A 12,724-nucleotide genomic window follows, 5' to 3' on the forward strand; every position below is an offset into this window, starting at 1 on the left:
ATTGGCGAACGGGGCGATGTGGTCCGATGTGCCGGAACTGACCGAACGGCTGGAGGTAATGTGAATAACTGATAGGTAACCGTGTGCTGCAACGGCCCTGGTGACAGAGTCGTCCATCGGCCGATCTGCACCGAGTTCGGCCCAGATGAGCCCGACCGAACTACTCCGGTTCACCTCCTGCAGGTAGTCTTTTGCGTGCAGATCACAACAGGCGGAGGCGATATGACGGGTGCGGACGAGGCGATTCCCCCACACCCAGATACGCCGCCGACCAAACGTATCGGGGCGCTGTCGGGCAACACCAAGGGCATCACGACCGCAGCCGAGACCACCGACGACGCGCACGCGGAATCCGTGCCGCCCACTGAGACCCCACCGCCGCTTCCGCACGTCGGGGAACTCACCTCGGCGAGCGAAGACGCCATCGTCGATCCCTCCGAAGCGATCCTCGAACACATCGATCTCGACTCCTGGAAATGGCCGGAGTACTTCGCCTTTGCCCTGACGCGCATGGAGGAGATCTTCCCTATCGGCGGCATCCCGCGCGGCATCGGACCCGTGCGCGAATTCGTCACCGAAGACAACGACTTCCGGCCCCTGCCCATCGACCGAGAGAAGTGGGCCGGTGCGGATGAGTCCTGGACGACCGTCGGCGACGTCCTCGCCGACACCTTCACCGACGCCTGGCTCGTCACCCGCAACGGGGTCGCCCTCGCCGAGGAATATGCCTGGCCGATGAAGCCCGCCCGTCAGCACATGCTGTTCTCGGTGAGCAAATCCATCGTCTCCACGGTCATCGGCGCGCTCGCCGACGCGGGCCGACTGAGCCCGGACGACCTCGTCACCACCCACGTGCCCGCCCTGGCCGAGAGCGGCTACGCGGGTGCGAGCATCCGCGACCTGCTCGACATGCGCTCGGGCATCAAGTTCTCGGAGGAGTACCTCGAGAAGGGCTCCGAGATCCGAGCCCTGTTCGAAGCCGTCGATTTCGCGCCCCGGACCCCAGCCTCGGCGAACGGGATCAAGAGCTTCCTGACAAGTCTGAAGAGCGACCGCGAACACGGCTCCGCCTTCGTCTACCGCAGCTGCGAGACCGACGTGCTCGCCTGGATCGCCGAGGCAGTCACGGGCCAGCCCTTCTCGGTCGTGACCAGCGAATACGTGTGGTCGAAGATCGGCGCCGCCCACGCCGCCCAAGTCTGTCAGGACCGCTGGGGCGGCTCCATCGCCGATGGTGCGATCAGCACCACCCTGCGCGATCTGGCCCGCTTCGGCGAAATGATCGCCCGCGGCGGCACCACCGTCGACGGCGAACGGGTGCTCTCCGCCGCCTGGATCGATGACATCTTCACCGGGGCCGCCGACTCCGCCCAGGTCTTCGCCGCCTCGCCCTCGGGACGCTCGTACCCGGGAGGCATGTACCGCAGCCAGTTCTGGCTGGCCTCGGCCAGCCGCGACGTCGCCATTGGAATCGGCATCCACGGCCAGATGCTCTACATCGACCGCGCCGCCCAGACCGTCGGTGTCAAGCTCTCGAGCGATCCGGAACCGGTCAGCCTCGCTCAGCAGCACGGCACCCTGGCCATCTTCGAAGCCATCGCCGAGGCGGTTCCCGTGACCGCGAATACGCCCAGTTCCGGTGCAGGGTCCGGTGCTGGTTCGGCCTCCCCGGCGGTCGTGCCCTCGGCTGCGCCGCAGGGACCGAGCATCGGCACCCCCGAGACCGCCGAGGCCGAAGATCGTGCGGCCGCGGGCGCACAGGCGGAAGGGGCACCCGAAGCGGGCGTCCTCGCAGACGGTCTGCCGGTCACGGCCCTGCCCGCCGAGCCGATCCAAGCAGCCGGACCGCAGACCGCCGGCCCGCAAGCCGCAGCGGCGCCGAACCTCGGCGGAGCGCCGCTGATCGCGCAGAACACCCTCTACTGACGCGCGCCATATGAAGCCGACCCGCCCATCGACGCTCCTGGGGGAGTAGCGTGGCGATCGGAATGACACCGATCACACCACAGGAGGCACCACGATGACCGACTTCTTCGACCGCGAGACCGACAGCAAGTACGACAATGCCTACAAGGAGACCACTCCGGACATCCTCAAGGCCTTCGGCGAGTTCAACAATGCAGTCTTCGCCGAGGACGGGCGCGAGATTCCGCTCAAGTACCGTGAGCTCATCGCCTACGCCGTCGGCCTGACCACGCAGTGCGCCTACTGCATCGACGCCCACGCCAATGCCGCCGTCAAGGCCGGCGCCAGCGAGGCGGAACTGGCCGAGACCGCATGGACCGCCTCGGCGATCCGGGCCGGCGGGGCCTTCGCCCACGGTCGACTCGGCTTCAAGCTCACCGGGGCCCACGAGCACTGAGGCTCCACGGGGATCGCCACCGGCCTGCCACGTACGGCAGCGCGCCTGCAGTTGCCTAAACTGAGAGGCGATCATGAGTAACGTATCCCGACCATCACGCAGGACGCCCCGATCCAACCCGCACGACATCATCGTGCTGGCCCTGGACGGGGTGTCCGCGATGGACCTCGGAGTCCCCGTCCAGGTCTTCGGCACCGAGTCCAACGCCTCACCGGTGAGGTCCGTGGCCGGCCCTGACTCTGCGGCGACCGCGGCCGGCCCGGACGCCCTGGCCACCGGCGGGGGAGTCCTCCCCGGCGGGACCTGGCCCTATACAGTCGAGGTCTGCGGCGCCCAACCCGGCCGGGTGGCCGGGGCCGATGGCCTGTCCTATCACGTCGACGCCGGACTCGAGGCCCTCGAGCGCGCCGATACGATCATCATCCCGGGGGCCACCTCGGTGGTCGAGGAGGAGCCCTCTGCCGCCGTCGTCGGCGCACTGCTGGCCGCCTTCGAACGCGGAGCGAGGATCGCCGCGATCTCGACCGGCACCTTCGCCCTCGCCCGCACCGGCCTCCTCACCGGTCGGCGTGCCACCACCCACTGGTCGACGGCGAAGGAGCTGACCCGTCGCTATCCCGGGATCACCGTCGACGAGAACGTCCTCTTCATCGACGAAGGGCAGCTGCTGACCTCGGCCGGAGCCGCCTCGGCGATCGACCTCTGCCTCCACCTCATCCGCAGCGACCACGGGGTCGGCCTGTCCAACCAGGTCGCCCGGCGCCTCGTCGCCGCGGCCTACCGCAGCGCCGGACAGGCGCAGTACGTCCCGCGCTCCGTGCCCGACCCGCTGGGCGACGTCTTCGCCGATACCCGGGAATGGGCCCTGCAGCACATCGGCGAGGAACTCACCCTCTCCGACCTCGCCGCCAACGCCGGGGTGTCCGTGCGGACCTTCTCCCGCCGCTTCGTCGAGGACACCGGCTACACCCCGATGCAGTGGGTTCTCCGCGCCCGCGTCGACCTGGCCCGGGAGCTGCTGGAGAACAGCGACCTCGGCATCGAACAGATCGCTGACCAGGTCGGACTCGGCACCGGAGCGAATCTGCGGATGCACTTCCAGCGGATCCTCTCGACCTCACCGAACGAATACAGGCACAGCTTCTCGGGCTGAATCGCGAGTCGATCGGGAACCTGCCAGCGGGTGGCCGGAAAGTTGCGGTATCTGGCAATAAGTCTGGCGAGAACCTTGCGCAGAATGTCTCTCTGGCCACTGTTGCCGATTGCCCGAACGGCAGATGATGGACATGTACTCACAAACAGCTCGTTCACCAAGGAGTGACATTGACTCGCATCGCCATCAATGGTTTCGGTCGTATCGGACGCAGCACCCTGCGCGCTCTGACCCAGCGTGAGAGCGACCTCGAAGTGGTCGCCATCAATGACCTCGGTCCCATCGACCAGCTGGCCCGCCTGCTCACCTTCGACACCACGCTTGGCCGCTTCGGCTACCCCGTCGAGGTCGGCGAGGATGAGATCGTTGTCGACGGCAAGCCGATCAAGATCTTCGCCGAGAAGGATCCGGCCAAGCTGCCCTGGGGCGACCTCGACATCGACATCGTCCTCGAGTCCACCGGCATCTTCACCAAGGCCGACAAGGCCCGCGCCCACCTGACCGCCGGCGCCAAGAAGGTCCTCGTCTCCGCTCCTTCGAAGGGTGCCGACGTCACCTTGGCCTACGGCGTCAACACCGAGGCGTACAAGCCCGAGCACACGATCATCTCGAACGCCTCGTGCACGACCAACGCACTGGCCCCGCTGGCGAAGGTCCTCGATGACCTGGCCGGTATCGAGCAGGGCTTCATGACCACGGTCCACGCCTACACGGGAGACCAGAACCTCCAGGACGGCCCGCACAAGGACCCGCGGCGTGCCAGGGCCGCGGCCGCGAACATCATCCCGACCTCGACGGGAGCGGCAAAGGCGATCGGCCTCGTGCTCCCGCAGCTCGACGGCAAGCTCAGCGGTGACGCGATCCGCGTCCCCGTTCCCGTCGGCTCGATCGTCGAGATCAACGCGAGCGTCTCACGAGAGGTCACCCGCGACGAGGTGCTCGAGGCCTACCGGAACGCCGCCGAAGGCGAACTCAAGGGCATCCTCGTCTACGAGACCGAACCCGTTGTCTCCAGCGACATCGCCGGCCAGGAGGCTTCATCGATCTTCGATGCCGCTCTGACCCGGGTCGAGGGCAAGCACATCAAGGTCGTGGCCTGGTACGACAACGAGTGGGGCTTCTCGAACCGCGTCGTCGACAACCTCGAACTCATCGGTCAGAGCTGAATCTGAGGCGCTGACACAGAAGCGGCCTCGACCATGCGAAGTGCATGGTCGAGGCCGCTGTCGTGTCTGGGCTGCCCTGTCCGGTCATCCATCTGGGCGCCCTGTCCGGTCAGTCCTGTCGGTGCCCTGTTCGTTCAGCCCTCGTGGGAGCGCGCTCAGACGTCGTCGTCACCGGGGAGACCGCCTTCGTCCTCCCACCGCTCGATGGCCCGGACCTTGGCCCGGTTGAACTTCAGCCTCACCCCGTAGCCGCCCGTGTCATCATCGCGGACGAATCTGGCACCGTAGCCTTCGAGGGCTTCGAACAGTCTGGATTCCTGCTGCTCGGTGAGGTCCTCGCGTCCCTTCTCGAAGCTCTTCAGCTCAGTCTTGTCGATCTGGGCCTTGAACGCCACGTCCTTCGCCGATACGCGTACCAGTGCCCTGGCTGCGCGAGCGAGTGGGCCGTCAATGATCTCATCGTCTCTCATGCCTCTAACCATGCCAGAGCGCATCATGCCTGCCAAGGCAGGGTGTCCGTGGTCGAGCGGCGGGCTGGCTCCAGTGGCTGACGACGGAAGAATTATGCATCGTTCTATTCATAGCCGATCATCTAGTGTCAGTGCTGGCGGCTAGTGTCTTCCTCAGTCTCCGACAACGCGGTCGGGGCAGGAGCGCCGCCGCAGGCGACGCATGATGAAAGGTCAGAACAATGGAGATCGTGACCACCAGCATCGCCCGTCTGGCGCGGCGCTGCGAAGAGTTCCTCGATGACGACGGACGGCCCCTGACAATCGGCTATCCGACGAGCCTCGCCCTGTGCATCCTCGATGCGATCTATGCGACGGGGTCCCATCCGACGGCGGTGGGCAACGTCGTCGACAGATACATCGCCCAGCACGGGACCGACGACGGCGCCAAGTCCCTGCGCTATTCGATCGCGGCCACGGGAGGACCGGTGGTGTGGGCGGAGCTCGTCGTCTGCAATCTCAAGCCGGCCAGCACTCAGCCCGGCGCGGTGCTCAAGGCAGAGGTCGTCGACCGCGCCACCCGGGTGATGGCCGATCATGGGATCGACACCGTCGACGATCTGCTCGGCGCAGTCGGAGACGATCCCTTCACCTGTGAGCTCTCGCGAAGCTGGCTGGCTCTGCCCAGCCAGAGTTCGGGCATCTCCTGGATGCATCTGCTCATGTTGGCCGGTTCGCGACATTTCGAAGTCGACTTCAGGGTGGCCTGCTATGTCGCCGAACTGGCCGAGACAGACGTCGATCTCACCGTCGACTATGTGCTCGAGCAGATCGATGCGGCGGCGCAGTGCCTCGGTGTCGAGGCCGAGGTGATCGAGCGGATCGTCTGGCAGGTATCGCACCGTCGGATCCTCTCGGCTCCCGATACCAGCGACTTCTTCGCCGAGGTCGGGCCGGGCTTCGGAGACGAGATGGCAGCTCCGGCATGGGGAGGTCTCACCGAGACTCGGGAGATCACGAGGGCGGCGCCGTTCTGAGACCGGCGGTGGTCCTTGCGCCGAGGCGAATGCCAGTGGCGGCCGGAGCCCCGACGTCGAGAAGTCGGCGGGCTCAGCGACCCTCGTTGCGCCGGTGCTGTGCTGCCAGCCGCACCGGCGCGTTCGGCGCTCCGTAGCCCTGGTAGTCGGTGCGGCGTTCGACCATCTCGAAGAAGATCGAGCCGATCGTCGAGGTGTAGAAGTGGAGGAACTCGCCGTCCTCGTCACGGTCGTAGAGAATGTGGTTCTCACGCAGACGATCGAGCAGATCGGGCTCGAGGTCGAACCGGGCATCGAGATCTTCGTAGTAGTTCTCCGGGACGGGCAGGAAGTCGAGGCCACGGGCGACCGCTGTCGCGGCCGCCGTGAAGATGTCGTCACACGCGATCGCGACATGCTCCGGATAACCGCCGGCTCCATTCGATTCCGCGGTGCGCGGGGCCAGGTTGAGCGGCATCCTGATGGTCCCGTCGGAACTGGCCATCACCTGTGAGCGGACGAGGCCCGAGGGGCTCGGGACATCATTCGACGGCAGCGCGCGCAGGGCGAGGAGCGAAGTGTAGAAGAGCACCGCTTCGTCATAGTGGTGTGCGGGCTGTGCAAGATTGACGTGGTCGATCGCCGACTGCCGGTCGTCCGGGACGTTGCCGAACTCGCCGGTCCACGACGGGTCGACGCCGTTGCCGTTGCTGAAGAAGACCTCCGAGCCGTCGGGTGCGAAGACACCGCGGAGGACCGCCTCATCGTGGGCCTGGTCGCGGGGAACTTCGGTGGCGTGGAGCAGAAGTGCGCGTTCCATGGCCGCATCGGCGTCGGCGACGGCAAAGCCGATCCCACGCAGATGGGTTCCCGGTCCCGCCGGTCCGACCTGACCGATGGGCCCGCCCTCGGGAGTCGCCGTTTCGGCGGTCCCGTTCTTCGGTGGCACGGATTCGGTGATGACGATGCGTGACTGTCCGCGTCGCCACAGCTGGACATGCGGCTTCGTCCGGTGGAAGCCGACGAAGCGGAAGCCCAGCTGGTGAATCTGCCGGGTGAGCGTCCCGAGGTCATCGGTGTCCAACTCGATGTAGTCGACGCCGAGAGGTTCGGCGACCTGCGGAAGCTGCTGCAGATCGAGTCGCACGCGAGCCATATCCAGCGCTGACGTCGACCCTCCTGCCACCGATTGTCCTGCCGCAGACTGCTCTGCCGTCGATTCCGCGGCAGCGGCGGCTTCGAGCCACCTCAGCGACCGCAGTCCGTCGACGGCGGTCCGATTCGTATCCGCTTGCCGGAACGAGTCGTTGAAGACCTCGAGGGACACGGGCCCGGCGTAGCCTGTGGCCGCTACCCTGCGCAGGAAGTCGGTGAGGTCCCAGGCGCCTTCGCCGGGGAAGACCCGGTGATGGCGAGACCAGCTGAGCACGTCCATCGTCAGTGCCGGAGCGTCGGCGAGCTGGAGGAAGAAGATCTTGTCACCGGGAATCTCGGCGATCCGTGAGAGATCCGTGCCGCGGGAGAGGATGTGGAAGCTGTCGAGGCAGGTGCCGATCCGCAGGTGATCGGCGGCGGCGACGAGATCCCAGGCGTGATCGTAGGTGGAGACGAACCGCCCCCAGGCTAGGGCTTCGTAGGCGATGTCGATGCCGTAGGAATCGGCAAGTTCGCCGAGGCGGCGCAGCTGTTCGACGACGATGCCGTCATCGGAGATGGTTGCGGTAGCTACATTCGAGCACAGCAGCATCGTGTCCATGCCGAGCCTGCGCATGAGAGCGAACTTCGACTCCGCGCGGCGCAGGTTGGCCTCGAACACGTCTTCCTCGACGCCTTCGAAATCGCGGAAGGGCTGGTAGAGGTCGAGGCTGAGACCGAGTTCGGCTGCCAGAGACGAGATCGCCGCAGGGGAGTCGGGGGAGACGACGAGGTCCTGTTCGAAGATCTCGACCCCGTCGAAGCCGGCTCGAGCGGCCGCGCGCAGCTTCTCCTCGAGTGTTCCCGACAGGCATACCGTGGCAATCGACGTTCTCATCGTCGTCTCTCCTCCTTCTCGGGGTCGGGCACAATCCTCATTGTGCCCGACCGGTGTCCATTCAGCTCTCGTGGCTGCCGCTCTCGCCGCTGCCGCTCTGGCGGGTACGGCTCCCGCGACTTCGGCCCGGCAGCACCTCACAGGCTCAGCGTGAGCGCTCCTCGTGCAGGGTATTGATCTCGTCGAGTGTCCGCGACTTCGTCTCTTTGGCCGTCAGCGCGGCCAGCGAGACGAGCACGCAGACTGCGGCGGTGAAGCCGGCGACCGATCCCCAGTTCTGACCGGAGGCTCCGGCCACTGCCGAGGCGACGACGGGAGCGAGTCCGCCGGAGACGGCGAAGCCGATCTGGGTGCCCAGCGCCAGTCCGGTGACGCGGACGGTGGTGGGGAACATCTCGGCGTAGAACGAGGGCCAGATCGAGTTCGCCATCGAGTAGGCGCAGCCGGACATGAGCGCACCGCAGACGAAGATGAGCGTCCAGTTCCCGCTCGAGACGGCGGCGAGGTAGGGGAACATCATCGCTCCCGAGCCCAGTGCGCCGATGATGAAGATCGGTTTGCGCCCGAAACGATCGGAGAGCAGGGCCGCTGCCGGGATGGCGAGCAGGGCGACCGCATTGGCAATGACCGAGACGAGCAGCATCGTCGAACGTTCGAGTCCGACGATCGAGGTGGCGAACGACAGCGACCAGACCGTGAAGACCATGTTGACCGTATTCACCAGGGCGCAGACCGCGACGCGGATGACCGCGGCCTTGTGCCAGCGGAAGACCGACATCAGCGGCGGGTTCTCGTTCGTGGCCTTCTTGAACTCCGGCGGCTCATCGAGTCCGCGGCGGATCAGCCAGGCGGTGAGCACGACGAACGCGGAGAGCCAGAACGGGACCCTCCAGCCCCAGCTGAACAGTGCCTCTTCGGGCAGGAAGGCCGTGAAGGGGATGAACACCGCGGTGGCCAGCAGGGTGCCGAACTGGGTGCCGTGCAGGGTCCAGCTCGTCGTCCACGAACGCTTGTGCTCTTGCGAGTGCTCAAGGGAGACGGCGATCGCGCTCGCCTGTTCGCCTGCGGCCGAGAGACCCTGGATGATCCGGCACAGCACCAGCAGCGCCGGAGCCAGCATCCCGACCTGCTCATAGGTCGGCAGGCAGCCGACGATGAATGTGGAGAAGCCCATGAGGAACAAGGTGAACATGAGGACGAACTTCCGTCCGAAGCGATCTCCCAGCGGACCCATGACGAGCGCGCCGAGGGGGCGGACGACATAGGCGACGCCGACGGTGCCCATGGCGAACAGGACCGCGACGCCCGGAGCGGTGGTCTCCGGGAAGAACAGTGTATTGAGAACGAGAGCTGCAGCGGTGCCGTAGACCGCGAAGTCGTAGTACTCGAGCGCCGAGCCGGTCCAACTGGACAGGGCGGCGCGGAAGGGTGTCTTCTTCGCGGGGCGAGCTTCGTCGATCGCGTGACTCATCGGGGACCTCACATCTTCGTAATTGCCACGATATGGCAGTAGTTGTTACAGTGTGGTTTACAGTGTGCTGTAGATGACATAACCTGTCAATCGCGCCTCGTGATCCCACGGCGGCGAGCAGCAGTGACGAACAGTCGACGAGGACCAGGAGGGGGCGACACATGCCGGCCAAAGGATCGAACTCCGTGAGCAAGACCTTCGAGATGCTCGAACTCCTCGGCGATCACCCTGATGGAATCAGCGCCGCCCGCGCCGCCGAGATCACCGGCCACCCCTTCTCCACCGCCTACCGGCTCCTCGGCGGACTCGTCGAATCCGACTACGCGAGCTTCGATCCGAGCACGAAGGCCTACACGCTGGGTATGGAGGTCTTCCGCCTGGCCCAGAAGGTCGCTCACCGGCGTGGTCTGAGCGGGGCGACGAGGGACCTGCTCGCCGAGCTCACCGCGGCCACGGGGGAGTCGAGCATCCTCGCCGTCCGCCGCGGCAATGCTGCACTGACCGTGCTCACGGTCGACGGCCCGCAGTTCCGGACGACAACCGATCCCGGCGACGAATCCCCGCTGCACACCTCGGCGATCGGGCAGGCCCTGCTGGCCCACGATCCCGCGGCCGAGGCGACGATCGAAGCCTTGGAGTTCGAGGCTAGGACCCCGAACTCGATCACCGATCCGGACCAGATGCGACGCAAGCTCGAACAGATCCGCGAGACCGGCTGGGCCGGCCAATCGGAGGAGAACGACGTCGGCATGAACGCACTCGCCGTCCCAGTCTTCGATCTCGACGGCAGACTCCTGGCCTCGCTGGCGCTCGCGGCCCCGGTGTTTCGCCGCAGCCTCGACGAACTCGTCGCCCTCGTCCCCCAACTGACCAAAACCGCGGCGGATATCGCCGCCCGATTCCCGAGGTGACCATGCCCGATGTCCTCGTTCTCAACGGACCCAATCTCAACCTCCTCGGCGTGCGCGAACCCGAGATCTACGGCCGCACGACGCTGGCCGACATCGAAGAGATGTGCCGGAAGACCGCCGCCGAGGCGGGGCTCGGCGTGCGCTGTGTGCAGTCGAACCATGAGGGCGGGCTCATCGACGCCGTGCACGAAGCCCGGGAGTCCACCGTCGGCGCGATCATCAATGCCGGGGCCTATACCCACACCTCGCTGGCACTCCACGATGCGCTGAAGTCCTTTGCCCACCCGATCATCGAGGTCCACCTGAGCAACCCGCACGCCCGGGAGTCCTTCCGCCACCACTCTTACCTCTCACCCGTGGCCACCGCGGTCATCGCCGGCGCCGGAGCCCGCGGCTACGTCCATGCGATGGAGATCCTCATCGAGAACCTGCACCAGAACTGAAAGCGAGCCCATGACCTCATCCCTCCTCCTCGGCCTCATCGGCGAAGGCATCTCCGCCTCCCGCACCCCGCGCATGCACGAGAACGAAGGAGCCGCGCACTCCATCCCCACGATCTACCGGACCATCGACGTCGCCGAGGCGAAGCTGGCCTCGGCCACTCTGCCTGAGCTCCTCGCCGCGGCCGTTCGCCTCGGGTTCGACGGGCTCAACATCACCCACCCGTTCAAACAGCAGGTCATCGACCTGCTCGACGACGTCGACGAAGGTGCCCGGCGCATCGGGTCCGTCAACACCGTCGTCATCAACGGCAGCGGGGCGACGACCGGCTTCAACACCGATGTCACCGGATTCGCCCGCGGCTTCCAGGCCAGGCTCGCCGGAGCGGAGAAGAACCGTGTGGTCCAGATCGGCGCCGGCGGTGCCGGTCGTGCGGTTGCCTTCGCCCTGGCCGAACTCGGAGTCGAAGAACTCCTCATCTCCGATGTCAGCACCGAGCGGGCAGCGGGCCTGGCCGCCGACATCGGGGGAGGCGCCCGCGCGATCTGCGCGGACGAGCTGAACCCGGCGATCACCTCGGCGAGCGGAGTCGTCAACGCCACCCCGATGGGGATGAAGGCCTTCCCCGGCACGCCCTTCGACACGGGACTGCTGAGTGCGGGGCAGTGGGTCGCCGATGTCGTCTACTTCCCCCTGGAGACCCAGCTGCTCGCCGAGGCGAAGCGGATCGGCTGCCGGACCCTCGACGGATCCGGGATGGCGGTCAACCAGGCCATCGATGCCTTCGAACACTTCAGCGGACGCCGTGCGGATCCGGAGCGGATGCGCGAGACCTTCCTGTCCTTCGACGCCTGAGACTGCTGGGCCGGACGAGCCGGGGGATCCGGAGGAGCCGGCGCAGGCTCAGTCCTCGGCGGGCTCCTGTGCGTTCCTCTGCTTCCGGTATTCCTTGACGTAGGCGAGGACGAAGATGCCGACGACGATCGCCAGGGTCAGCCACAGCGCGTACTTGTCGACGACCTTGAGCACGTCCACCGCGGCCTCGCCGAGCTGGTAGCCCAGGAACGTCCAGATGAGGGTGAAGAGCAGGCAGCCGATGAGGTCGGCGATGAGGAACAGGGAGAGCCGCATCCGCGTCCAGCCGGCGACGATGTAGACGAGGGTACCGGGCACGCCGGGGCAGCGTGAAACCAGGGTCATGAGGAACAGCGCCCAGGTCGGGATCTGCTTGAGCTGGTTGATGCGCTTGAGCTGGCGTTCGTTCTGCGCGAAGAGTCGGAGCACTCCGTCTCCCCAGCGCCGGCCCGCGAGCCAGAACGCCCAGTCGAGCTTGGCCATGCCGATGAAGCCCGCGACGATGACCAGCCACAGCGGGATCTCACCGATTCGCGCGTAGGCGCCTGCGGCGACGACCGCGGTCTTCGCGCCGTTGATGAATTCCTGGAGGACCGGGGCATTGACGAGCATCCACGGCCGGGCCGGCATGAGCGCGAGGTAGACCAGCGGCACGCCGATGATGATGAACAGCAGCAGCTTGTCGAGGCCGGTGGCCTTGCCCTGCCAGGGTTTGAGCGCGGCCCAGGGATTCTCCTTGGGCTGGTCCTCGGCGGTATTCTCACCCGCCCCGTCGAATGTGGAGTCGCCGGGCTCGGCCTCGTCGTGGGGACGGCGCTCGTCGCTCATCGGTGCTCCTGCTCCTGGGCTGGGCGGTCGGCGCTTACGG

Annotated in this window: 12 protein-coding genes; 8 read left to right on the forward strand and 4 right to left on the reverse strand. The window is 66.5% G+C overall.

Going from position 1 to position 12,724, the window contains the following annotated elements; translation table 11 throughout:
- The first annotated feature begins 195 nt into the window (after positions 1 to 195).
- The 4 genes from ACH82I_RS13850 to gap all read left to right on the forward strand — a co-directional run bounded on the left by ACH82I_RS13850 (position 196) and on the right by gap (position 4,681).
- Positions 196 to 1,926: a serine hydrolase domain-containing protein gene (locus tag ACH82I_RS13850; protein ID WP_413333418.1), complete on the forward strand. Its 1,731-nt coding sequence runs from the start codon at positions 196 to 198 to the stop codon at positions 1,924 to 1,926.
- Positions 1,927 to 2,020: 94 nt separating this feature from the next.
- Positions 2,021 to 2,362, forward strand: a complete 342-nt coding sequence (locus ACH82I_RS13855) for a carboxymuconolactone decarboxylase family protein (RefSeq protein WP_413333419.1) — start codon at positions 2,021 to 2,023, stop codon at positions 2,360 to 2,362.
- Positions 2,363 to 2,435: 73 nt separating this feature from the next.
- Complete coding sequence (locus ACH82I_RS13860) at positions 2,436 to 3,515, forward strand: GlxA family transcriptional regulator (RefSeq protein ID WP_413333421.1); 1,080 nt, start codon at positions 2,436 to 2,438, stop codon at positions 3,513 to 3,515.
- A gap of 170 nt (positions 3,516 to 3,685) precedes the next feature.
- The gene (gene gap / locus ACH82I_RS13865; RefSeq protein WP_413333423.1) at positions 3,686 to 4,681 is read left to right on the forward strand and encodes a type I glyceraldehyde-3-phosphate dehydrogenase; all 996 of its coding nucleotides are present in this window, start codon (positions 3,686 to 3,688) and stop codon (positions 4,679 to 4,681) included.
- Positions 4,682 to 4,836: 155 nt separating this feature from the next.
- On the opposite strand, the gene ACH82I_RS13870 is transcribed toward gap, so the two are convergent.
- Entirely contained in the window at positions 4,837 to 5,151 is a 315-nt protein-coding gene (locus ACH82I_RS13870; RefSeq protein WP_413333425.1) for an XRE family transcriptional regulator, read from the reverse strand.
- Positions 5,152 to 5,381: 230 nt separating this feature from the next.
- Between ACH82I_RS13870 and ACH82I_RS13875 the strand changes: the two genes are divergently transcribed.
- A complete protein-coding gene (locus ACH82I_RS13875) occupies positions 5,382 to 6,167 on the forward strand; it encodes a hypothetical protein (protein ID WP_413333427.1) in 786 nt (261 codons plus the stop codon).
- A 73-nt stretch (positions 6,168 to 6,240) separates the two neighbouring features.
- On the opposite strand, the gene ACH82I_RS13880 is transcribed toward ACH82I_RS13875, so the two are convergent.
- Both ACH82I_RS13880 and ACH82I_RS13885 read right to left on the reverse strand, forming a co-directional pair.
- Positions 6,241 to 8,178 (reverse strand): bifunctional sugar phosphate isomerase/epimerase/4-hydroxyphenylpyruvate dioxygenase family protein, encoded by a 1,938-nt coding sequence (locus tag ACH82I_RS13880; RefSeq protein ID WP_413333429.1) that lies wholly within the window; start codon positions 8,176 to 8,178, stop codon positions 6,241 to 6,243.
- 145 nt (positions 8,179 to 8,323) lie between these two features.
- The gene (locus tag ACH82I_RS13885; protein WP_413333431.1) at positions 8,324 to 9,649 is read right to left on the reverse strand and encodes an MFS transporter; all 1,326 of its coding nucleotides are present in this window, start codon (positions 9,647 to 9,649) and stop codon (positions 8,324 to 8,326) included.
- A gap of 185 nt (positions 9,650 to 9,834) precedes the next feature.
- Here ACH82I_RS13885 and ACH82I_RS13890 point away from each other — a divergent pair, with 185 nt between their 5' ends.
- From ACH82I_RS13890 to ACH82I_RS13900, 3 genes are read left to right on the forward strand one after another with little or no spacing between them, the layout of a single operon-like run.
- Complete coding sequence (locus ACH82I_RS13890; protein WP_413333433.1) at positions 9,835 to 10,560, forward strand: IclR family transcriptional regulator; 726 nt, start codon at positions 9,835 to 9,837, stop codon at positions 10,558 to 10,560.
- Between the two features lie 2 nt (positions 10,561 to 10,562).
- The gene (gene aroQ, locus ACH82I_RS13895) at positions 10,563 to 11,003 is read left to right on the forward strand and encodes a type II 3-dehydroquinate dehydratase (RefSeq protein ID WP_413333435.1); all 441 of its coding nucleotides are present in this window, start codon (positions 10,563 to 10,565) and stop codon (positions 11,001 to 11,003) included.
- Between the two features lie 10 nt (positions 11,004 to 11,013).
- The gene (locus ACH82I_RS13900) at positions 11,014 to 11,856 is read left to right on the forward strand and encodes a shikimate dehydrogenase (protein ID WP_413333436.1); all 843 of its coding nucleotides are present in this window, start codon (positions 11,014 to 11,016) and stop codon (positions 11,854 to 11,856) included.
- Between the two features lie 48 nt (positions 11,857 to 11,904).
- Here ACH82I_RS13900 and ACH82I_RS13905 read toward each other — a convergent pair whose 3' ends face one another.
- A complete protein-coding gene (locus ACH82I_RS13905) occupies positions 11,905 to 12,684 on the reverse strand; it encodes a DedA family protein (protein ID WP_413333438.1) in 780 nt (259 codons plus the stop codon).
- Between the last annotated feature and the right edge of the window lie 40 nt (positions 12,685 to 12,724).

Origin of the sequence: Brevibacterium sp. GP-SGM9 (genome assembly GCF_047300845.1) — a bacterium.
GTDB lineage: Bacteria > Actinomycetota > Actinomycetes > Actinomycetales > Brevibacteriaceae > Brevibacterium.